This window comes from Acinetobacter sp. BIGb0196, from assembly GCF_011759595.1.
Classification (GTDB): Bacteria; Pseudomonadota; Gammaproteobacteria; order Pseudomonadales; family Moraxellaceae; genus Acinetobacter; species Acinetobacter guillouiae.
Genome location: NZ_JAAOZA010000001.1, coordinates 400,743 through 422,640, shown reverse-complemented (window position 1 = coordinate 422,640; position 21,898 = coordinate 400,743). Strand labels below are relative to the sequence as shown.

The following is a 21,898-nucleotide window of genomic DNA, read 5'->3' as shown; positions in this document are numbered from 1 at the left end:
TATGATAAAACCTACCTAGAAGTATAAATTTATTTTTAGGTAGGGGTAATTTACAAAGCTATTTAAATCAGTTTGAATTTTCACCCAAGTATATTTATTCGCTAAAAAAATGTTCTGTATAATTTTATGTATCTAAATCTTAGGGTAAACAATGGCACTTAGTATTAAAGATTTATATTTTAAAATATTAGACTTTGAAAAATTTTTATACTTTGAAACAATATTAGACTTTAAAGCTGAAGATTTTTTTGAATCTGTAATTAAAAAATGGATTGTTGAAAATGACTATAAGAATTATATTTCGAATATATCCAACAAAATAAGTGGTAGAAAAAATGAATTATTGCAAGAAGATATTTGGGAGCTTTATGCATTATCTCGTGTATTAGACCTACTGACACTTCCTTTTCAAACTGACAATGATGCTGATGATTCTGATTGGAAAGGACCAAGAATTACAGTAGCAGAATACATTGAATTTAATAACCTTCTTGGTCTTGAAATAACTACACCCTTTTCATTCAAACCTTTTAATTGTGAAATAATAGAAGCACAAATAGGAATGAATGATTTCGAAATTATTGAGTGTAACTTTCCTGCTGTAAAACTAAATAATTTAATGATAAAAAAAGCTGGTGTGAAAATTTTACTCAATCCAGATAAATTCAATTTAAACTTAATAAACAAGGCTTCAATTTATTGGGCATTCAGACGTAAAAATAGAAAATACTTTGACTTATCTCAAGGATGGGGAAGTAATTCACAATGGAGAACCGATTTAAGATTAGATATTGAAACAGAAAACTCTTACATCTATAACGTAACAGGGAAATTTAACCTAAACTCTCCAACAATAGAACTCATGGAAGAGTTAAATCAACAGGACTTAGAACTAAATGAGGCAGTGGAATTAACTGTTTTTAGGCATTTTATGAAATGTACAAAAGATGATTCTGATCTATTTCCATATTATTTTAGATTTGAAGAACAAAAAAGTTAACATAACAAGGATGATTTTCATTTAGAGATGACGAAAATCCAAACATAAATTTCCATACCCTAAATAAATACTTATCAAAAAAAGCTGCTTTAGCTAAATATCTATTTTGATAAACGATTATTAAGGGCTAGGAAATAACATATAAACTATTAAAGAATCAGGCTTACTCAGCCGCTTCATTGGTTACCCGTAAAACCTCTTCCATTGTGGTTTTACCCGCCAATACTTTACGTAAACCATCATCTCGAATTGAGCCTGCATCTTTACGTGCATATTCTTCAAGCTCATATTCTGCTGCATTACCATGAATCAAACGGCGCATCTGCTCATCAATCGGTACAATTTCATAAATCGCAGTACGTCCTGTAAAGCCCGTATGGGAACAAAAATCACAACCATTCGGCACAGGCAGTTTTAAATTCGATTCTAAACTCACAGGTTTAAACACATCTTTTTCAAAGTCATCTGCTTCACGCCATGTATGACAATGAGAACACAATGTCCGAACTAAACGCTGGGCAATCACCCCAATCAATGAACTGGATAATAAGAAGGGTTCAATCCCCATATCTTTTAAACGGGTCACAGCACCAATTGCAGTATTGGTATGTAGTGTAGACAAAACCAAGTGACCTGTTAAAGACGCTTGAACTGCGATTTCAGCCGTTTCCAAATCACGGATCTCACCCACCATCACCACATCTGGATCTTGACGCAGCATGGCTTTTAACGCACGGGCAAAGGTCATATCCACTTTGGTATTCACTTGAGTCTGCCCAATCCCTTCAAGTTGATACTCAATCGGATCTTCAGCAGTGAGGATATTTTTAGAACCATCATTCAAATCAGAAAGCGCGGCATACAAAGTCGTCGTTTTACCCGAACCTGTAGGGCCAGTGACTAGAATAATGCCATGTGGACGATGAACCAATTGCGTTAAACGCTCATAGTCAGGCTTCATTAAACCCAAATGGGTCATGTTGAGTCGACCCGCTTGTTTATCCAACAAACGCATAACGACACGTTCACCATGCGACGATGGCAAGGTCGAAACACGGACATCCACCTCACGTCCTGCAAGACGTAAAGAAATACGACCATCTTGTGGAATACGTTTTTCTGCAATATCGAGTTTTGCCATGACTTTAATACGCGATACCAACAATGGCGCAAGTTCACGACGAGGCTGTACGATTTCACGCAATTGCCCATCTACCCGTAAGCGAACAGATAATTTCTTTTCAAAAGCTTCAATATGAATATCAGAAGCCCCGACTCGAATCGCTTCAGACAATAAAGCATTGATGAGTCGCACGATTGGAGCATCGTCTTCCTGATCCATCAAATCTTCAGTTTCAGGAATCTGATCGGCCAGACTCAATAGATCAGGGTGATCTTCAAGACCAGCTGCAACCTGTTGCGATTCGCCCGTTTCACCAGCATAGCTTGAACTGAGCATGTGATTAAACTCAGTTTCATTACATAATTGATGTTGTGCTGTACGACCGAGATAGCGGCGGGCTTCCTGAATCGCAATTTGTGCGGTATCCTGACGGCGAACAATAAAAACTTGATCACCTTCATAACGCAACAGCACTCCATGCCGTTTTGCAAAACTATATGGTATTTGTAATTGTTTGAGAACTTGCATTACAACTTATATTAATGATTTAAATTGCTTTGAGTGTACTCTATGCTCATGACAGCGTGAAGTCTGTTTGTTAAAGATTTGATGATGATTTTATGAATGGGATAAACACATTTGTCTAAGAAGAAAGAACATCTGGAACCAGAACTCCCTGATTTAAAGTGGTGGGGAGAACAACTGTTTGAATTGAACCAATCCAAAGCATGGCAATTTGGTTCTATGATGATGCGCATTACTCGTGGTTTACAAGAATGGCGCTTGGAATATTATCGTCCAAAATTCCAATATGACTATGAGCAGCAATGGCATAAAATCCATGATGTAAACTTTGGTTTTCCTGAACCTGTACATGTTGAACGCTATATGTTTCGCGAGACCCATAAAGCATTTCAACTTATGCCCCGTTTAGCCGATCGCTCTGTGGTGATTCGTCCTGTCGATCCAATTTATATTCCGGCAGGCCAACGCGGCACACTCTATATCAGTACACCACTGTGGATTTCAGGTTTTGTGCAAGCCCAAAAAGAACCCTTATTTGATATTCCTGTAATTTTACCTAAGGATACATGGTTTGGCCCTGATCACCGCACAGGCGAAATGTGTTATGCCACCTCAGTCGATGGTCGTACCGAATTAAATTTATTACGTCCACGTGCCTTTCGTGCAGTAACACCGATTGATTTCCACAATGTCAGTAGTCATCAGCTTCGATTTGACCGTATGAATGTGCCTGTTCCTGCGCTACCTTTATTTTATAGTGAAAGTACAGGACGTTTATGGACATCACAAATCAAAGTCGTGTATGAAGGCAATGACCGCCCTGCCCGTGTAAGAATTGAAAATCGTACACCACCTTTGGCCGGCGAAGTGATTTATGTACATCCGCCACGCTCACCAGGTGGCGCTTTGTTCAATATGTTTGATTCATTTTTCTAAGGGATGAGGTAAAAATGGCTGAATCCAATATTCCCAAAGACATTGCCAATAGCCTAAAAGGCATCTTTACCAATGTAAATGTCGACCGCTTAAGTGAAATTGCTGTTGCTCTGATCCTCTGCTTTGTGGGTTTTGTACTGGCACGTGTCATTTCCAATACCTTTATCCGTACCATAGGCGCGCGCTTTAATGCGCATCAACGTTTGGTTTGGCGTAGAGGTATTTTTTATTTTATTTTCTTACTGTTTGTGATTGCCAGCTTAAAAGAAGCAGGCTTTAAACTCAGCGTATTTTTAGGCGCAGCAGGGATTTTAACTGTTGCATTGGGTTTTGCCTCACAAACTTCTGCATCAAATTTAATCAGTGGCTTATTTTTAATTGGCGAAGGTTCATTTGAAGTTGGCGATACGATTCAAATCACCCTGATTCGTGGACATACTATTGAAGGTGAGGTGATTTCGATTGACTTACTTTCAGTGAAACTTTTGACTATGGACAATGTCTATGTGCGCCTCCCCAATGAGCAATTGATTCGCGCCCCCGTACATAACCTATCAAAATTCCCGATACGGCGATTGTCGATTACGGTTGCAATTAACTTTAATGAGAACATCAATAAAGTTCGTGAAGTTTTAATTGATGTTGCCAACGATTACCCGTTGGTATTAGCAGATCCTAAACCGCGTGTAACTGTTTCTGCCTTTGGAGAATCCTCCATTGAAATTTTATTTGCGCTGTGGTGTATGCAAGCAAACTATCTACAAGTCAAAGATGAAATTCATGAGTTAATCCGCAATCGTTTTGTGGAAAATCAGATTGAAATCCCTGTACCTAAAATTGGCTTTGTAGATCGTCCAAATCCAAATGAAGTTCTTCAAAATGAAGATATTGATGGTTATGCCAATAAACAGGATTTAAAATTAGAGCAACAACAAGATAAACAGCTTTAAGCAGACCAAAGCGATAACCTAGAAAACAAAAGTCCCTCATTTATGATTGAGGGATTTTTGTTTTCAATTACAAAATATTCATCAAGTTTTAAACCATCAGCTGATAAATTAATCACTTCAAAACAACAAAATGGACAATCACAATGCAACTTAATCACTATTTAAACTTTGAAGGTCAGACCGAAGCTGCTTTTAATTTTTATAAATCTGTTTTTGGCGGTGAATTTTCATTTTTAAAACGTTATTCCGAACTGCCCGATGTCCAAGTGCCAGACCAAGAGAAAAACTATATTTTACATGTTTCTTTACCGATTAATGAGTTTACCGTATTGATGGGTTCAGACACCAGCGAGCAGTTCTGTGCACCTAATAGTGCACCATTCAGCAAAGGCACCAACCATTATATTTCGATCAACTTAGAAGCTCACGAAGCGGATGAAGCTCAGCGATTATTTACAGCACTCTCTACCAATGGTCATATTGAAATGGCACTAGAACCTACATTTTGGGGTGCTTTATATGGTGCTTTCACCGATCAGTTTGGTATTCGCTGGATGGTGAACTGTCAACTGAGTGAAGGATAATGAACAGAATATTGCGATAGCCTATTGATTGACAATGATATAGGTTATATTGCTATTACGATAACAACGTCATTTATAACAATATGATCACTGGTCTTACCCATACCCTTCTGATTATTTTAATCACACTTGCGATTTCTTTTATTGCTTGGCAGCAACGCAATGTAATGAATCGTTTGATTTTCAATGTTTCAGCGATTAAGCATGGTCAATATGATCGCTTTTTAACCCATGGTTTTATCCATAAAGATGGTATGCATCTATTTTTCAATATGTTTACTTTGTACTTCTTTGGACGAAATGTTGAATGGTTTTTCCGTGATTACTTAAGTGGTATGGGCTTTGTCTTATTTTATTGTAGTGCTATCATCATTGCTGCGATTCCCAGCTATTTGCATAATCGAACCCTAAATTCCTATCGAAGTTTAGGGGCTTCGGGTGCCGTTAATGCAGTATTATTTAGTGCGATTCTATTTAACCCTTGGGGCATGATTTATATCTATATTTTACCTGTGCCCGCGATTATTTTTGGCACGATTTATTTATGCTATAGCCTGTATGCAATCCGTTCAGGACATTCGCCATTAATCGACCACCGCGCGCATATTGCTGGTGCAATCTATGGTTTCTTATTTCCTTTACTGTTAGAACCATCATTAGCTACAGCATTTTTCTATAAATTTATTAATTCGCCATTATTCTAAATTTCATATGGATTCAGTGATATCTAAACTGCTCTGTAAGGAAGTAAGACCTCAATATTTGAAAATTGCGCAATGATCTTAAAAGCGTTCTATCTTGAGAGAATAAATACGACTAACTCAATCTCATCAATACTATAAAAGTTGAATCCTTAGACCCAACTTTTATATTCTTAACATTTGAAATTAATGTTGATCAAGTCGAAATGAGGTCATGGTTAATGAACCAGCAACGGCTTGATCATTAAAAATATGTAACTCATCTTTCTCTTCCTGTAAGCCTAAGGCATATAACATCGGATAATAGTGATCAGGTGTGGGAATCGACAATAAAAACTCAGCACCTTGCTTTTGCCAGTCAATCAAAGCTTGATGGTTATGCGTGGCTAAGAAATTTTTCATCTTTGCATCAGCTTCTAAAGCCCAATCATAACCATAATGATCATCAAATTTATCAAAGGCAATTTTGCTTAGGTTATGTACGAGATTACCACTGGCAACAATCAATACCCCTTTACGACGTAACTGCGCTAATTGTTTAGCCAAGTCATAATGATATTGGGCACCTTGACTATAGTCGACACTCAATTGAACAACAGGAATATTGGCTTGTGGGAATACATGACATAACACGCCCCATGTTCCGTGATCTAATCCCCAACTATGATCATGATGAATTTCTATACTGTGAATTGCTTCAGTTGTTGCCTCAACCAAAGCTTTATTTCCAGTAGCAGGATATTGCACATCAAACAAAGCTTGAGGAAAACGACCAAAATCATGAATGGTTTTCGGTTGTTGCATTGCAGTGACGGCAGTACCACCTTGGGTAAGCCAATGTGCGGAAATACATAAAATTGCTGTGGGCTGTACGTCCATTTCTGCACCAATGCTGTTCCAAGTACGGGTAAAATCATTGGTTTGAATCGCATTCATGGGTGAACCATGTCCCAAAAATAGTACAGGCATGACTTCAGTATTGGGTAAAGTTGCGTTCCAGCCTTTGAGTAGCGATAAGTCACCCATTGTTTGATTTAACATTTCATCCACCATGAATCATCTTTGTTTAATTATCTGCTGTTCATTGTTGTAGATATATAGACTTTTCCAGCCTACAACATTGCAAAAATGCAACGATGATTTTTTATAGATGCTTTTAAGTAGAGAAGGTTTACTACCTAATGATGTTATGTTGAATCAATATTGATTTGGGCACGATACAAATAAAGCCGAATACCAATTTATATCGTTCATATCATATTCATAATAAGCAATGGCTACACCAGCTTTAACTTGAGAACAATAAAAAGCCGAACTTAAGTTCGGCTTTCATTTCAAAATCAGTACTTAGAGCAATCAAGCACCTGTTTGATAATGTGCTTTTGGTACAGCTGTAGATGCTTGGTAAGGGTGAGTAAAATCACCTAAACCTGCTGCTGCCTCATGGATATCTTTACCTTCTTTTACAACAAAAGTATCGAAACCAGAACGCTTCATATAGTTCAAGACATCTTTAAACACATCGCCTGTTGCCCGAAGATCGCCTGTATAGCCTTGGCGACGTAACAACGCAGCAAATGAATAACCACGACCATCATTAAAACCTGCGAAATCAATAAAGATCGCATCTAACTGATCTAATGGAAACGCATTGGTTTCAGGTGAAGCATCTACGGTAAGAAATAGTGCTTTTTTTCCCGTCACATTCGCAAGCTGATCCAACTGGTCAACGGTCAACAACACATCACCTTGTGGCAATACACCATCTTCAGCAATGATTTGATAGGTATTGTCTGCAACAGTGCCATCTTTAGAGAGGACTTGAAGTGCGGTATTAAGCATATGCGCGCTCCTTAAAAGGTTGGATACCCACTCGGCGATAAGTTTCAATAAATTCTTCACCTTCGTTACGAAGATCAAGATAAGTATTTAAAATTTCATCAATAATGTCAGGTACAGATTCTGCTGCAAATGATGGTCCTAAAATATCACCAATTGAAGCGTCATGGTCTGCATTTCCACCCAAGGTAATTTGATAGAATTCAGCGCCTTTTTTGTCCACACCCAAAATACCGATGTTGCCGACATGGTGATGACCACAAGCATTCATACAACCTGAAATATTCAAGTCGATATGGCCTAAGTTATAGACCGTATCTAAATCATCAAAACGGCGTGTAATGGCTTCAGAAATCGGAATAGATTTCGCATTTGCCAATGAACAGAAGTCACCACCTGGGCAGCAAATGATATCGGTAATAAAACCAATATGTGCCCGAGCAAGATTATTCTTTTCAAGCGTTTGCCATAATTCAAATAAATCTTTCTGTGGTATATCAACCAATGAAATATTTTGTTCGTGTGTGGTCCGTAATTCACCAAATGTATATTTGTCTGCAAGATCTGCAATCAAATTCATTTCTTCAACAGTCATATCACCTGGTGCAATACCCGCACGTTTTAGTGAAATAGTGACAATACGATAGCCTGCAACTTTATGTGCATTGGTATTGATATTGAACCACTGTTTAAACTTTGGATATTCAGCAAATAAGCCACTGAAATCTTCATCTGCATAATTTTGATAATCAAACGGCATAAACTCTTCGTCTAATTTTTGCAAAATTTCAGGTTGAACTTTCAAGGTTTTAATTGTTTCAGCAAATTCAGCTTCAACTTTTTCAGCAAAAACTTGTGGTGTTAATGCTTTAACCAAAATTTTAATACGAGCTTTATATTTATTGTCACGTCGACCGTGCAAGTTATAAACACGCAGAACCGCTTCTAAATAAGCAATTAAATCTTCACGTGGCAACCACTCACGAATCATAGAACCAATAATAGGTGTACGGCCTAGACCACCACCCACTTTGATTTTATAACCCAACTCACCCGCTTCATTACGAGTTAAATACACCCCAATGTCATGGAATGAAGTTGCTGCACGATCAATTTCTTCAAGTGCGGAAACTGCAATTTTGAACTTACGCGGTAAAAATGCAAACTCAGGATGGAATGTAGACCACTGACGAATCAATTCACACGTCGGGCGTGGATCTGCAATTTCCCCAGCAACAACACCAGCGTATTGGTCTGTTGTGGTATTACGGATACAGTTTCCTGAAGTTTGGATCGCATGCATCTGAACAGAAGCTAAACCTTCAAGCATATCAGGCACATTTTCTAGCGCAGGCCAGTTAAACTGAATGTTCTGACGTGTCGAAACGTGTGCATAACCACGGTCATATTCTTTGGCAAGCTCTGAAACTTTACGTAATTGTTTAGAGTTCATTAAACCGTAAGGTACAGCAATACGTAGCATTGGCGCATAACGCTGTACGTATAAACCATTTTGTAATCGTAATGGACGATACTCATCTTCAGTGAGTTTTCCAGCTAAATAACGTTCCGTTTGATCACGGAATTGTGCAACACGTTCATTGATCAGTTGCTGATCGAAATCAGTATATAAATACATGGCGTACAGCTAGTAGTTTCATTATAACGATGCACAATATAACGAGTATTGATCTATCAAAGAAATGCTTTTTTTCCATATTTTATAGCGGTTTTATTGATAAGCATTGTGCAAAGATCGAATTGGCAATGCTTTACGGGCAAAGCATGCTTTTATTACGTTATGGATGATTTTCTTCATTGCTTATCTTTATTTTAGATAATAAAAAGAGCATATCGAATATGCCCTCTCTTTGATCACAGCTGTCATCCCGATACTGAACTTATTCAACCCTGTAGCTTATTGATATGTACACAGGATTGATTAAGATCAATGCCCAAAGCTGAGTTTAGCGATCTTGAGTTAATCCTCTGCTTTCTGCTGCTCATCACTATTTTCTAATTTATCTTCGGCAATTTTTGCGGCTTCATAACCTGCAAATGCGCCAGCTGCTTTTTCTAGAAAGCCAGCATCAGGATCTAACGTATCGACACTTTGCTCAGCAATCACTGCACCTGCAATTTTACCTAACTCGTCTAATAAACCGCTCATTGATCACACTCCGCAGTGTTTTGTTTGAGTTTTTAGTCTATGTAAACTTGTTGAAAACATTGCGAAGTTTCTGTTGTTACACTGACTAGATTATGAGAGAGCAATGCAATGATTGATGTCAATTTTTTAAAATTAAGATCCGCTTAATCTTTTAAGGCTGCAATACAGCGCCCTTTTTAAGCAGATCAAGCGATGACAACTCAGATGGTCAAATAGGTATTCTCCCAAACACTTTGGTCAAGCTCTGCATGAGAATCAGCATTCAAATCTACTTCAACCAATTGCACATAACGGCCATATACCTGATCTATCGCCAGACAATCATCTACCTCTAAAACTCGATCGGTATGTGGTTTTTGCCAATGCCCTGCAAAATGCTGTTTACCCTTGGCTTTCGCTTCAATCGCATCTTGAGCAACAATCAGGATATAGCGGTGTAACTCACCAAACTCATTTACATCATAGCCGCCTAAATTAATTAGCCAAAGCTTCTGATCTGATGCATTCGGTTGCGCATCAGTAAAATGTATTTGATATTTCTTATTTTCAAACACTAAAGCCTGTAATTTTTGCCATGCGTCGATGTGTAAGCCCTGTTGCTCACCAAACCACGCATTTTTTAATTGAGGATAAACCTCTTCAAGTGAATCGCCTACGGCAAGAACCACATCATGAACTTCAACATTGGCACGTGCATGACGGCCACCCAACATAACGATAAATAAACTAGACATATTCAGTCACTAAGTTAATGTTTGAACAAGTTTTAATAATAAAATCCCACCCACAGATAATACGGCATTGTTCAAAAAATGAATGAGTAATACATGCCAAATATTGCGTGTCCACAAATAGATCAGATTTAAAAATAAACCTGCACTCATAAAGCTGATTGTCGCGATTAAATTTCCGTCAAAATTATGATAATGGATCAAACCAAATAATATAGAGTTCAATATAATCAGTACAATGCGCCATAACCACGGTTGGATAAATAACTTTTGCAATAAAGTATAGCGAAACACAATATCTTCTAAAAGCGCAGTAAATAGTGGACCCAAGCTAATGATCAACAGACTGAGAAAAGGAATATGTTCAGGATCAATCAGGCTTTTTTCTTGTGTACTCGGCCCGAGGGGTAAAAGCTGACGTGTCAGTGAGATCACCACTTGTAGCACGATTGCACCAACCACCACTAAGACACTTGAGCGCCAAAAGGCCTGTTTATACTTTTGCCAATGCGTAAGCAACATTTCCTTATATAAGTAGCACACTAAAATAAACAGCACGCCTCTTAAAATGGTATCGCCCAGACTAACAGCTATCGAGATTCCAAATATTTTTTCTAAAATAAAGCCATTTAAAATAATTAAAGGGATGATACAAATCGCAAATGTGTCTTTCCATCCCCAGGCAATTTTTTCAGGAAAAGGTTCAGCTCGAACCCGTTGTAAAAAACGCATATAAAAAATTAACCGATTATTTTTGGTAAATTCTGGGTAATTTAGCTCATGATTTCCATGTGCTTTTTGTAGAGTTTCCCCATGATCCTGTCTAGTCCAGAAATAAAAAAGCCTCTATAAAAGAGGCTTTTAAATTGATCGAGTAAGATGAATTACATCTCGACCATTTCAACACCATCAATACGTGCAACAGTCATTAAGTCTTTGTCACCACGACCCGATACCGTCGCAATAATAATTTGATCCTTCGACATTGTTGGCGCGAGTTTAGTCACATAAGCCATTGCATGTGAACTTTCCAATGCAGGAATAATCCCTTCAATATGAGTCAAATCACGGAAACCTTGAAGAGCTTCTGTATCATTAATTGGCACATAATTCACACGATGCATGTCTTTTAAGAAACTATGTTCAGGACCCACACCAGGATAATCCAAACCTGCTGAGATTGAATGTGTTTCAATAATCTGACCTTGCTCATCTGACATTAAATAAGTACGGTTACCATGTAAAACACCAACATGACCTGCATTTAATGGCGCAGAATGTTTTCCTGTTTCAATGCCTAAACCCGCGGCTTCAACACCGTACATTTTGACATCTTGATCATTTAAGAATGGATAGAACAAACCCATTGCATTTGAACCACCGCCGACACAAGCAACCAAAGCGTCAGGTAAACGACCTGCTTGCTCTTGAATTTGTTTACGTGCTTCACGACCAATAATCGATTGGAAATCACGTACCAATTGCGGATATGGATGTGGACCTGCAACTGTACCAATCACATAGTAAGTCGAATCTACATTGGTTACCCAATCACGCATCGCTTCATTCATGGCATCTTTTAATGTTTTAGAACCACTTTCTACAGGTACAACTGTTGCACCAAGCAAACGCATACGGTAGACATTCATGGCCTGACGTTTTACGTCTTCAGCACCCATGAATACCACACATTCAAGACCTAAACGCGCGGCAATTGTTGCTGTCGCCACACCATGTTGACCTGCACCCGTTTCCGCAATAATACGTTTTTTGCCAGAAAGCTTCGCAAGTAGCGCCTGACCAATGGTGTTATTGACCTTATGTGAGCCTGTATGGTTTAAGTCTTCACGTTTAAGATAAATTTGCGCACCACCCAACTCTTTCGACCATCGCTCAGCATAGTAAAGCGGACTAGGACGTCCGACATAATAAGCGAGATCACGGTCGAATTCTGCCAGAAACTGCGCATCATCTTTCATACGGAAATAGAGTTTCTCTAAATCCTCTAAAGCTGCCATTAAAGTTTCTGACACAAAACGTCCGCCATGGATACCGAAATGCCCGTTTTGATCTGGGAATTGGGTATAGTCAATCACACTATTTTGTTGATTACTTTGCTGATCCACGTTGGACTCCTTGCATAAATCGTTCTACGAGTTGTTGGTCTTTGATACCTTTTGCGGATTCTACGCCTCCGCTGACATCGACTGCATACGCTTGAGTCGTTTGTATAGCGTCTTCAATATTTTCAGGTTTTAAACCACCTGCCAAAATTAAAGCAATATCGAGTTTAGGGAATTGAGACCAGTCAAAACTGTGTCCAGTCCCTCCTTTCAGTTCAGGATGCCATGCATCTAAAAGCATAGCACTCGCGCCAGCCTGTTGGTATTGCTGAATTGTCGTAATAATATCTGAATTTTTTGCATCAGGTTTAATCTGAATCGCTTTGTACCAACGGCGCTTATTATACTGTGCGATCTGCTGACATTGTTGTGCAGTTTCATCACCATGAAACTGAATAATATCCAAAGGCACGTGTTCTAATACTTGTGCAATGTCTTGTGCACTGGCATTAACAAATAATCCAACAATGTTGATATACGGTGGAATAAGTTGTGCCAATTGCTGAGCCAATTCAATCGTGACATAACGTGGACTAGGTTCATAAAACACAAAACCAATCGCATCCACACCTGCTTGTACAGCAGCTTGGATATCCTGTGGTCGTGTAATCCCACAAATTTTGGCACGGGTACGCATAGCTTTGAACTCGAATTTGTTCAGATCAAACTGATTTTTTCAGTATTTTAAGCAAATCATTGTAAAGCAAATTTATTCACTTGCGTTAAAGTTCTATAGGATTATCTGTTTTACATTGTTTATACACTAAACAAACTTTATACTGCACACAAATGCAACAAGTCTAGCTTAAGGCTTTGGGAAGTTGGTGGAAATCCAACACTGCCCCCGCAACGGTAAAATGAAAATATTATTCTTTAATAAGTCAAAAGACTTACACCACTGCAATGTTTTGTGGGAAGGTGGAATAATCTGAATCGCTTTAGGTTCTATATTTAAGTCCGGATACCAGCTTGTTGTGCCCTTAAACTCAATCATTCACGGGGAGTGAATGTATGGAGCATATCATGTCTGTTATTTTTAAACCTACTGCACTTGTAGGTGCTGTCGCTATTGCGATGGGGTTATCTTCTACTGCTTTTGCAGAAAATCAAAATCTGACTTCTGATTCGACAGCATCATTGTCACCAATTGTTGTGACAGCCACTCGTTCAGAAGAAAACCTTAAGAATGTCCCAGTTCGACTCACAGTTATTGAACAAAAGACAATTGAACAAAATCCTTTACTCAATGTCTCTGATATTATCCAACGTGATCCCTCTGTTTACATTAAGCAAAGTGGTGGTATTGGGCAAGTTTCAGAAATTGCACTTCGTGGTACGAAAGCTGTACATACATTAGTTTTAAAAGATGGCGCTCGCTTAAATAGCCAAAATGAATTAGGCCCTCTATATCCTGCTTTTCTAGATACAACAGACGTTCAACAAATTGAAATTTTGAAAGGTCCTGCATCTGTTCAGTATGGTAGTGATGCAATTGGCGGTGTTGTTCAACTTATTTCAAAAAAACCTGTAAAATCTGGTGCGGAAGTGACCGGTATTTATGGTGAAAACAATACTTATAAAGCGATTGCCAAAGCAAATTTAGTGACGGATCAAGGCTTCTATGCACAGGTCGGTGGTCAACGTTTAGAAAGCGATGGAACACGTATTTTTGAAAGCCAACCTAAAAGTGAAAAAGCAAGCTATGACCAAAAAGGCTACAATGCCAAATTTGGTTATTCACAAGAAAACCTAGTTGATGCATATGCCTCGATTAGTGAAAATAAAGGCACAAATATTTTTAGTAATGACTATATTGTCAATACTGCACCACGCGAATTTGAAAACCGTGTGATCAATGCCAAAGTTGCTTATAATATTTTTCCTGATTTAATTTTGAATGCGCAGTATGCAAATGTTCAAGATAAACAGAATGTTCCAGCTTATGCATCTCACTACAATACTGAAAACAACCAAGGTGATTTAAACTTAAAATGGAAATTCACACCAAATCAAAATGTCTTGGTTGGTGCAACATATAATGATGCGAATTATAAAAGTAATACCATCTTGAAAAATGATCAAAGTGTGAATAGCACAGGTTACTATTTACAACACCAATTCAAAAATGAGTTGTTTGATACCCAAGCTGGTATTCGTGTAGAAGATAATGAGCGTTTTGGTACTCACACTGTAGGACAAGGTGCAGTACGTTATCATTTCTTACCTAATGCAAGTGTATATGCCAATATCGGAAGTGCTTTCCGTGCACCAACCTTAAATGAACTATATTCACAATGGGGTGGTAATGAAAAATTAGAGCCTGAAGAGAGTACCTCTTATGAACTTGGCTTTGACTACGATTTAACCTCAAATATTAGTACAAATCTTTCTGCATACCATACCAAAATTAAAAACTTGATTATTTTCAATTACCCTGCTGGTAATGAAAATGTTGATAAAGCTAAATTTACTGGCGGTGAAGCAGAAGTTAAATGGCATCAAGATGACCTGTTCCTCTCTACAGCATATGCTTATGTGAAGACAGAGAATGGCAAAGATGGTAATGAAATTGCCTATCGTCCTCGCCAAACACTCACTTTAACCACAGGTTTAGAAAATTCAACTTATGGTATCAGTGCTTCATTAATTGCACGTGCTAAAGCATATGCAGATGCTGCGAATAAAACTCGCGTTCCAGGTTATGCAACTGTGGACTTAAATGCTTATTGGAATGCAACGCCAAATGTTAAAGTCTTTACCAACATTCAAAATGTAGGTGATGTTGAGTATCGTGAAGTATTCAATAATTATCCAGCACAAGATTGGTATATCAACAGTGGCCGCCAAGCTTCAGTTGGGGTAACTTTCCGCTACTAAAAGCAACACCCAAAAAAATATCTAAAACAGCGCAGTTTATGGATAATGTTTTGACCGACATTATCCTTTTTTATTCTTTATCTTTTCATTTTTCTCTAGGACAAAATTATGGGACATCGTTTAAGTAAAATTTATACCCGTACAGGTGATTCAGGTACCACTGGATTAGGAGATGGTTCTCGCGTAGCGAAAGATGACTTACGTATTACCGCTCTCGGTGATGTAGATGAACTAAATTCTATTGTTGGTGTATTACGTTCACAAATTTCAATGAGTAACATCGTCGATAAAGCCGATTGGGATAAATCACTGAGTTTAATTCAACACTGGCTATTTGATTTAGGTGGTGAAGTCTGTATTCCTAACTACAACTTGCTTCAACCTGTTTGTGTTGAATTTCTTGAAAAGGAAATCGACAAAATGAATGAAGACTTACCAATGCTTAAGGACTTTATTCTACCTTCAGGAACATTAGCATGTAGCTATGCGCATCAAGCACGTGCTGTATGTCGTCGTGCAGAACGCAGCTTAATGACCGTACACAGTCGTGATCAAAATATTCAAGCAACTGCTCTACAATTAATTAACAGATTATCCGACTGGTTTTTTGTTGCTTCACGCACCTTACAACGTGCAGAAGGTGGTAGTGAAGTGCTTTGGCAAAAGAACATCAATGATACGATTTAACGATAAATCACTGTCTAGAAGTAAATTTTTAACAGTATGATAAAGTCAAGTTATTGCTAAAAGTAAGACTTAAACGATTACTAGACAGATGAAAATGAGAATGTGAGTTCATTATGAGAATTATCGGACATCGTGGCGCGCGTGGTGAAGCACCTGAAAATACCTTAGCGGGATTTCAATATATTCACGATTTAGGTATTCGTGCAGTTGAATTCGATGTTCGACAATTAAAAGATGATGAACTCATTATCATGCATGATGATAATTTTTTAAGAACGACCGGAATAGATCAAACACTGTATGATTTAAACAGCACTGAATTAGCGGCCTATAACCAAGCCAATATCTGGATGGATTGGGAAAAACAAATTACCCCTACCTTAAGCCAAAGCCTAAAGATTATGCAGGACTTTGAACATATTGAAGTTGAAGTGAAAGCTGTAGAAACATTGCAACACGCTGAACAACTCATCATCGAATTACAAAAACAACTGCGAGGTTTTGAAAATGTCGCAGTGATTACCAGTTTTGATTTAAAAATACATCAAGCCTTACAACAGCAAAACTCAAGTTTTAAACGTGGTCTACTGATTGAAGATGACATCCAACAACGTGCGATCGAACAAGCATTACAACTGGGATGCTGCCAGATTGGATGGATGAATCAATTAGCAACAGATGAGCTCATTCAAGCAACTCAGCGTGCAGGTTTGGGCATCAGTGTTTGGACCGTCAATGATATTGAGCGCGCTAAGCATTTAAGAGATTTGGGGATCAATGGATTAATTACTGATTTCCCAAAAATGATGCAGCTTGCCTTAGCGCAAATTCAATAACTCAAATCCATTTAATAACACAATAAAGTAGAATTTTATTTTGAACTTTTGAGGGTCCCAAAATTAAAATTTAACTTGAGAATCAATTATCTAACCCCCTAAAAATCAAATTGGATAAGACAGAAAAATTCTTACACTATTGTGACATTTAAATACGACGTTTTAACCATTCATTTTTTTCGATCAAACCGCTAGAATTCATGTTTTATTCTGTTACTGTTTTATACAATACAGATGTACACTAATACTAGTGAACACATGTTCGCCCATGATAATATCTGTGAAAGTATAGCCTAGAAAAATGCTGAAGCTATGCGTTTAACTTTACCTGATTAAGGTTCTTAGGAGTGCTGTTGGAGATGAATGCTCCCCTACCCAAAGCCCCAATAAATTGGATCGGTGTTTTTGCCTTGGTGTTTTTACCCCTTGTGGCAGTAATTGCGATCCCTTTATATGCCTACCACCATGATTTTAGTGCGGCAGCTTGGATTAGTTTATTCGTTTTACTCGGTCTCAGTAGTTTAGGTATTACTGCAGGTTATCATCGCTTGTGGGCACATCGTGCATACGAAGCGACTTTACCACTTAAAATCATTTTGATGATCATGGGAACTTTTGCTGTTCAAAACAGTATTTTGTTCTGGGCTTCTGGTCACCGTACACATCACCGCCATGTGGATGATGTGGATCAAGATCCGTATTCGATTAACAATGGTTTTTGGTACGCTCATATTGGCTGGATGTTACGTAATTATCCTGCTGCTGAATCAAATTATAAAAATGCACCTGATTTGTTGAATGACAAAGTGGTTATGTTCCAAGACAAGTATTATGTTCCACTTGTGATTGCTGTACATGCTGCGATTTTAGTTCCACTGGGTTGGGCTGTAGGTGACATGTGGGGCGTATTACTCTTGGGTGGTTTACTCCGCTTAATCATTAGCCACCATGTAACATTCTTTATCAACTCACTCTGCCATATGTGGGGCAAACGTCCTTATACTGACGAAAATACTGCACGTGATAACTTTGTTCTTGCCATTGCAACATGGGGCGAGGGTTATCATAACTATCACCATATTTTCCAATACGATTATCGTAATGGTGTGAAATGGTGGCAATATGATCCAACAAAATGGTTGATTTGGTCGTGCTCTAAAATCGGTTTAGCCAAGAATCTACGTCGTATCCCAAGCTTTAATATCAAAAAAGCGGAATTGGCGATGAGATTTAAATATGCTGAACAGGATTTAGCGATTTATGGTCATAACGTCAATGCAGACATCATCGCGATGAAACAAAAAGTATCGCAAGAATATGAAGCATTCACCAATACGTTAAATGATTGGGCTGCGTTAAAAGAACAAGAGCTACAAGCGAAAAAAGCATCTGTTGCTGAAAAGATCCACCAAATGGATGTCAAACTCAAAGTTGATTTCCAATTGGTCGAACAGAAACTTGCTTTCCATCGTGAACGTTTAGAAACATTGATGCGTGGAATCAAAAAGAACGTTGTTTCTTAATTCTCAATACACATCAAAAGCAAAGCTCCGAAAGGGGCTTTTCTTTTATCCATTTTTTACAGACATTCATACTGAGAATATTGAGAGAAAATAATATGCAAATTAATAACATCCCCTTTGGCATTACCAACTGGGCAGAAGTTCCAACAACGCGCCATGAGGGTGAGCAAGGTTTTGCGCTTTGGCGTACACAACAATTTGATAATATTCGAGTGCGAATGGTTGAATATTCTGTCGATTATTTGGCTGATCACTGGTGTCTTAAAGGTCATATCCTGTTTTGCTTAGAAGGTGAATTGCACACTGAACTTGATGATGGACGTACCTTTACCTTAAAAGCAGGGATGAGTTATCAAGTTGCAGACCAAGCTGAAGCGCATCGTTCTTCTACCGCATTTGGTGCAAAACTATTTATTGTTGACTAAAACAGTCGACATTATCTCAACAGCTTAAAACTTTGCTATATTGAGAGGGACAAGTAAAACCATTGTGACCGATCGCTATGCAATTTGCCCCACGTTATCCATCTCTCGATTCAAAGCTCTACCATGAGCAAATGCCTAGTCCACTGAAAGGTGCAAAGGCTGGGCATTTTAATGCTGCGCTTGCGGATGAATTACAATGGTCTGAAGATGAAAAAGCCCAATGGGTCGAAATTTGTAGTGGACAAAAAACCTTTGCTGAATTTCATCCCCTTGCCATGGTTTATGCAGGGCATCAATTTGGACAATGGGCAGGTCAATTGGGGGATGGACGTGGCCTATTGATAGCGCAAATTTTAAATCGACAAGGTCAAACCATTGACCTACATTTAAAAGGTGCAGGCTCAACCCCCTACTCTCGTATGGGAGACGGACGTGCTGTATTACGTTCTGTGATTCGTGAATATCTAGCGGGTCATGCACTCAATGCACTGGGGGTTCCTTCAAGCAATTCCGTAGGCTTTACTTCTTCAACCCAAGGCGTACAACGAGAAAAACTTGAACTTGGTGCAATGATGTTACGCACTTCGGATTGCCACATCCGTTTAGGGCATTTTGAATGGATTAATCAATATCAGCCTGAATTACTCACTGAATTTACCCAAAAATGTATTGAATGGCACTATCCACAATGTTTGAGTACTGAACAGCAAAAGTTTGAAGACACTGTTCTAGCATTTGCAACGCAAGTGATTCAAAACACCGCTGTCATGATCGCAAAATGGCAATTGGTGGGTTTTGCACATGGGGTTATGAATACAGATAATCTCAATATTACAGGTTCTACCCTTGATTTTGGCCCTTATGGTTTTATGGAGCGTTTCCGTCCCAATTGGATTAACAATCATAGTGATTACAATGGTCGTTATACCTACCAAAACCAACCGAGTATTGCACATTGGAACTTATGGAATTGGTTAAACAATTTAATTCCACTGGCACAAGCAGAAAATAAAGAACAATTTAAGCAAGACCTCGTCGAATGTTTAGAGCATTTTGAACCGACCTTTCTAGAACATTATACCCATGGGCTATGCCAAAAACTTGGACTACCCGCCTTCCATAAAGATAGTTTTGATTGTGGTATGGTATTTTTAAGAATTCTACAAAGTGAGCAACTCGACTATACTGACAGTTTTCTTCGCTTACAGAATAAAGAATACGAAGCTATTAAAGATGATTGCCTAGATCGCTTTCAATTTGAAAACTTCTTGACGCAATATCACAGTATTCGTGAGCAGCAAGATATTGATGTACTTGATGCAGAAATGAAAAAGGCCAATCCAGTCTATATTTTAAGAAATCATATGCTACAAACAGCCATTGAACAGGCTGAACGTGATGATTTTTCTGAGGTTGATCGTCTATTTAAATTGCTTAGTCAGCCGTTTACCAAACAAACGGATTTAGAAACAGCCAAAGATTTAGCGCCTTTACCGAGCGACGTTCCTGAAGTGATGGTGAGTTGTTCGTCTTGATCAAATAAATTGCCGAATCACTTTCTTTGATCTGCCCCATCATAGTTACCCACAATTTCTGTGGATAAACTTGTGTTTATCCACAGGATAAATCCACAATCACAAATTAACTACAGCTTTTATCTTTAGAATGAATAAAATTTAGGCAATACAGGGTTTTACAACATTAGTATTCTAAAATGAATAAAAAATACCTCATTCCATGCTTGATTCTTTTGGCTATAGCTATAACAAGTGTCTGGACTTATCAAAAATATAATCAATTTATTCCAACCGCAAATGCTGCTATACATGTGCAGAATTTATCTGAGCAAGAGATTCAACGTCTTCGTCAAAACACGCCAATCACCGAAGTTAAAGTTTATAAATCGGATCGTATTGTTAAACTCATGCATCATGATCAAGACATACGAACATATCCAATGCGCTTAGGCTTTGATCCTATTGGACATAAAGTTAAAGAAGGTGATGGAAAAACCCCTGAAGGTCGTTATATTCTAGATTGGCGTAATCCCAATAGTGCATTTTATAAATCGCTGCATGTGTCCTATCCAAACCAACAGGATAAATCTAAAGCCAACCAACTTGGCGTTTCTCCTGGTGGCGACATTATGATTCATGGTTCAGCAACACGCTCACAAGTGGAAAAACTCCCGAGTTTAATGACCTACTTACCTAGAAATGACTGGACATGGGGGTGTATTGCCGTTAGAAATATAGATATGGATGAAATTTGGAAACTGGTCGATGATGGAACAGTGATTAGCATTTATTCATAAATAATATTTTAAAAAGAGACAGTGATGACTGGTGAAGAAATCCGAACTTTAGCATTTAAGATTGCGTCACATTTGCCTAAATCCGAACTTGACTATCCTTTTGGTGAGGATGTTCCTGTTTTTAAAGTGATGGGAAAAATGTTTATGTTAGGCTCTGAACTGCATGGCAAAAAACTGATTAATTTAAAAGTTGAACCTGATCATGGCGAAATGTTGAGAGATCTCTACCCCTCGATTCAGGTGGGCTACCATATGAATAAACGTCATTGGATTTCAATCTATGAAGGCGAACAGATCAGTGCTGATCTGATTCAAGACTTGGTTGAAGGCTCTTATGAACTTGTGGCCAAGAGCCTGACCAAAGCCCAAAAGCAGGTATTGGCGGTTTATCAACACATTAAATAATTAGCGGGCTTTGGATCGCACATTAGATTAACAGACCTAAACTCTATCTATACACGATTCAGTCAAAATCAGAATGTATCAATAAACATAAAGTTATATGTTTATTTTTCAAACATAACTTTTTACATTTATAAACATTTACCCACAAT

General features: G+C 38.2%; 22 protein-coding genes and 1 riboswitch. Of the genes, 13 read left to right on the top strand and 9 right to left on the bottom strand.

Annotated elements, in window-relative coordinates:
- Positions 1-151: 151 nt before the first annotated feature.
- A complete protein-coding gene (locus FHR28_RS01995; protein ID WP_166781827.1) occupies positions 152-1,000 on the top strand; it encodes a hypothetical protein in 849 nt (282 codons plus the stop codon).
- A 163-nt stretch (positions 1,001-1,163) separates the two neighbouring features.
- On the opposite strand, the gene gspE is transcribed toward FHR28_RS01995, so the two are convergent.
- Complete coding sequence (gspE, locus tag FHR28_RS01990) at positions 1,164-2,651, bottom strand: type II secretion system ATPase GspE (protein WP_004725986.1); 1,488 nt, start codon at positions 2,649-2,651, stop codon at positions 1,164-1,166.
- 111 nt (positions 2,652-2,762) lie between these two features.
- Between gspE and FHR28_RS01985 the strand changes: the two genes are divergently transcribed.
- From FHR28_RS01985 to FHR28_RS01970, 4 genes are all read left to right on the top strand, one after another.
- Complete coding sequence (locus FHR28_RS01985) at positions 2,763-3,584, top strand: hypothetical protein (protein ID WP_004725984.1); 822 nt, start codon at positions 2,763-2,765, stop codon at positions 3,582-3,584.
- A gap of 14 nt (positions 3,585-3,598) precedes the next feature.
- Positions 3,599-4,534, top strand: a complete 936-nt coding sequence (locus tag FHR28_RS01980) for a mechanosensitive ion channel family protein (RefSeq protein WP_004725982.1) — start codon at positions 3,599-3,601, stop codon at positions 4,532-4,534.
- Between the two features lie 143 nt (positions 4,535-4,677).
- Positions 4,678-5,118: a VOC family protein gene (locus FHR28_RS01975; protein WP_056512360.1), complete on the top strand. Its 441-nt coding sequence runs from the start codon at positions 4,678-4,680 to the stop codon at positions 5,116-5,118.
- 83 nt (positions 5,119-5,201) lie between these two features.
- A complete protein-coding gene (locus FHR28_RS01970; RefSeq protein WP_004725978.1) occupies positions 5,202-5,822 on the top strand; it encodes a rhomboid family intramembrane serine protease in 621 nt (206 codons plus the stop codon).
- A 183-nt stretch (positions 5,823-6,005) separates the two neighbouring features.
- On the opposite strand, the gene ygiD is transcribed toward FHR28_RS01970, so the two are convergent.
- The 8 genes from ygiD to FHR28_RS01930 all read right to left on the bottom strand — a co-directional run bounded on the left by ygiD (position 6,006) and on the right by FHR28_RS01930 (position 13,319).
- Positions 6,006-6,872, bottom strand: a complete 867-nt coding sequence (ygiD, locus tag FHR28_RS01965; RefSeq protein WP_035371919.1) for a 4,5-DOPA dioxygenase extradiol — start codon at positions 6,870-6,872, stop codon at positions 6,006-6,008.
- A 303-nt stretch (positions 6,873-7,175) separates the two neighbouring features.
- Positions 7,176-7,661, bottom strand: a complete 486-nt coding sequence (locus FHR28_RS01960) for a DUF934 domain-containing protein (RefSeq protein ID WP_154130027.1) — start codon at positions 7,659-7,661, stop codon at positions 7,176-7,178.
- Positions 7,654-9,297, bottom strand: a complete 1,644-nt coding sequence (locus FHR28_RS01955) for a nitrite/sulfite reductase (protein ID WP_166781826.1) — start codon at positions 9,295-9,297, stop codon at positions 7,654-7,656. Before FHR28_RS01955 ends, FHR28_RS01960 begins: the two co-directional genes overlap by 8 nt.
- A gap of 342 nt (positions 9,298-9,639) precedes the next feature.
- Positions 9,640-9,828: a hypothetical protein gene (locus FHR28_RS01950; protein WP_004725970.1), complete on the bottom strand. Its 189-nt coding sequence runs from the start codon at positions 9,826-9,828 to the stop codon at positions 9,640-9,642.
- 200 nt (positions 9,829-10,028) lie between these two features.
- Positions 10,029-10,562 carry a DUF1543 domain-containing protein gene (locus tag FHR28_RS01945; protein WP_166781825.1) on the bottom strand — a complete coding sequence of 178 codons (534 nt, stop codon included), beginning with the start codon at positions 10,560-10,562 and terminating at the stop codon, positions 10,029-10,031.
- A gap of 9 nt (positions 10,563-10,571) precedes the next feature.
- On the bottom strand, positions 10,572-11,291 hold the full coding sequence (locus FHR28_RS01940) for a CPBP family intramembrane glutamic endopeptidase (RefSeq protein WP_056512353.1): 720 nt from the start codon (positions 11,289-11,291) through the stop codon (positions 10,572-10,574).
- Positions 11,292-11,443: 152 nt separating this feature from the next.
- Positions 11,444-12,685, bottom strand: a complete 1,242-nt coding sequence (gene trpB / locus FHR28_RS01935) for a tryptophan synthase subunit beta (RefSeq protein ID WP_004725964.1) — start codon at positions 12,683-12,685, stop codon at positions 11,444-11,446.
- Entirely contained in the window at positions 12,669-13,319 is a 651-nt protein-coding gene (locus FHR28_RS01930; RefSeq protein WP_004817040.1) for a phosphoribosylanthranilate isomerase, read from the bottom strand. The genes trpB and FHR28_RS01930 overlap by 17 nt, the downstream gene beginning before the upstream one ends.
- A gap of 142 nt (positions 13,320-13,461) precedes the next feature.
- Positions 13,462-13,670: riboswitch (cobalamin riboswitch) on the top strand.
- Positions 13,671-13,693: 23 nt separating this feature from the next.
- Between FHR28_RS01930 and FHR28_RS01925 the strand changes: the two genes are divergently transcribed.
- The 8 genes from FHR28_RS01925 (at position 13,694) to FHR28_RS01890 (ending at position 21,749) form a co-directional block, all read left to right on the top strand.
- Positions 13,694-15,559: a TonB-dependent receptor plug domain-containing protein gene (locus FHR28_RS01925; protein ID WP_166781824.1), complete on the top strand. Its 1,866-nt coding sequence runs from the start codon at positions 13,694-13,696 to the stop codon at positions 15,557-15,559.
- A 108-nt stretch (positions 15,560-15,667) separates the two neighbouring features.
- Positions 15,668-16,246 (top strand): cob(I)yrinic acid a,c-diamide adenosyltransferase, encoded by a 579-nt coding sequence (locus FHR28_RS01920; protein ID WP_056512348.1) that lies wholly within the window; start codon positions 15,668-15,670, stop codon positions 16,244-16,246.
- A gap of 113 nt (positions 16,247-16,359) precedes the next feature.
- Positions 16,360-17,082: a glycerophosphodiester phosphodiesterase gene (locus FHR28_RS01915; RefSeq protein ID WP_166781823.1), complete on the top strand. Its 723-nt coding sequence runs from the start codon at positions 16,360-16,362 to the stop codon at positions 17,080-17,082.
- A 359-nt stretch (positions 17,083-17,441) separates the two neighbouring features.
- On the top strand, positions 17,442-18,605 hold the full coding sequence (locus FHR28_RS01910) for an acyl-CoA desaturase (protein ID WP_004725954.1): 1,164 nt from the start codon (positions 17,442-17,444) through the stop codon (positions 18,603-18,605).
- Positions 18,606-18,700: 95 nt separating this feature from the next.
- Complete coding sequence (locus FHR28_RS01905) at positions 18,701-19,030, top strand: DHCW motif cupin fold protein (RefSeq protein ID WP_004725953.1); 330 nt, start codon at positions 18,701-18,703, stop codon at positions 19,028-19,030.
- A 77-nt stretch (positions 19,031-19,107) separates the two neighbouring features.
- Positions 19,108-20,565: a protein adenylyltransferase SelO gene (locus FHR28_RS01900; protein ID WP_166781822.1), complete on the top strand. Its 1,458-nt coding sequence runs from the start codon at positions 19,108-19,110 to the stop codon at positions 20,563-20,565.
- 179 nt (positions 20,566-20,744) lie between these two features.
- Positions 20,745-21,344, top strand: coding sequence for a L,D-transpeptidase family protein (locus tag FHR28_RS01895; protein WP_166781821.1), 600 nt, complete (start codon positions 20,745-20,747; stop codon positions 21,342-21,344).
- A gap of 24 nt (positions 21,345-21,368) precedes the next feature.
- Positions 21,369-21,749: an MmcQ/YjbR family DNA-binding protein gene (locus FHR28_RS01890; RefSeq protein WP_166781820.1), complete on the top strand. Its 381-nt coding sequence runs from the start codon at positions 21,369-21,371 to the stop codon at positions 21,747-21,749.
- The last annotated feature ends 149 nt before the right edge of the window (positions 21,750-21,898 follow it).

Coding starts and splice junctions, on each gene's coding strand:
- FHR28_RS01995 (WP_166781827.1), top strand. CDS start 152: ATGGCACTTAGTATTAAAGATTTATATTTTAAAATATTAGACTTTGAA.
- gspE (WP_004725986.1), bottom strand. CDS start 2,651: ATGCAAGTTCTCAAACAATTACAAATACCATATAGTTTTGCAAAACGG.
- FHR28_RS01980 (WP_004725982.1), top strand. CDS start 3,599: ATGGCTGAATCCAATATTCCCAAAGACATTGCCAATAGCCTAAAAGGC.
- FHR28_RS01975 (WP_056512360.1), top strand. CDS start 4,678: ATGCAACTTAATCACTATTTAAACTTTGAAGGTCAGACCGAAGCTGCT.
- FHR28_RS01970 (WP_004725978.1), top strand. CDS start 5,202: ATGATCACTGGTCTTACCCATACCCTTCTGATTATTTTAATCACACTT.
- ygiD (WP_035371919.1), bottom strand. CDS start 6,872: ATGGTGGATGAAATGTTAAATCAAACAATGGGTGACTTATCGCTACTC.
- FHR28_RS01960 (WP_154130027.1), bottom strand. CDS start 7,661: ATGCTTAATACCGCACTTCAAGTCCTCTCTAAAGATGGCACTGTTGCA.
- FHR28_RS01955 (WP_166781826.1), bottom strand. CDS start 9,297: ATGTATTTATATACTGATTTCGATCAGCAACTGATCAATGAACGTGTT.
- FHR28_RS01950 (WP_004725970.1), bottom strand. CDS start 9,828: ATGAGCGGTTTATTAGACGAGTTAGGTAAAATTGCAGGTGCAGTGATT.
- FHR28_RS01945 (WP_166781825.1), bottom strand. CDS start 10,562: ATGTCTAGTTTATTTATCGTTATGTTGGGTGGCCGTCATGCACGTGCC.
- FHR28_RS01940 (WP_056512353.1), bottom strand. CDS start 11,291: ATGCGTTTTTTACAACGGGTTCGAGCTGAACCTTTTCCTGAAAAAATT.
- FHR28_RS01930 (WP_004817040.1), bottom strand. CDS start 13,319: ATGCGTACCCGTGCCAAAATTTGTGGGATTACACGACCACAGGATATC.
- FHR28_RS01925 (WP_166781824.1), top strand. CDS start 13,694: ATGGAGCATATCATGTCTGTTATTTTTAAACCTACTGCACTTGTAGGT.
- FHR28_RS01920 (WP_056512348.1), top strand. CDS start 15,668: ATGGGACATCGTTTAAGTAAAATTTATACCCGTACAGGTGATTCAGGT.
- FHR28_RS01915 (WP_166781823.1), top strand. CDS start 16,360: ATGAGAATTATCGGACATCGTGGCGCGCGTGGTGAAGCACCTGAAAAT.
- FHR28_RS01910 (WP_004725954.1), top strand. CDS start 17,442: ATGAATGCTCCCCTACCCAAAGCCCCAATAAATTGGATCGGTGTTTTT.
- FHR28_RS01905 (WP_004725953.1), top strand. CDS start 18,701: ATGCAAATTAATAACATCCCCTTTGGCATTACCAACTGGGCAGAAGTT.
- FHR28_RS01900 (WP_166781822.1), top strand. CDS start 19,108: ATGCAATTTGCCCCACGTTATCCATCTCTCGATTCAAAGCTCTACCAT.
- FHR28_RS01895 (WP_166781821.1), top strand. CDS start 20,745: ATGAATAAAAAATACCTCATTCCATGCTTGATTCTTTTGGCTATAGCT.
- FHR28_RS01890 (WP_166781820.1), top strand. CDS start 21,369: ATGACTGGTGAAGAAATCCGAACTTTAGCATTTAAGATTGCGTCACAT.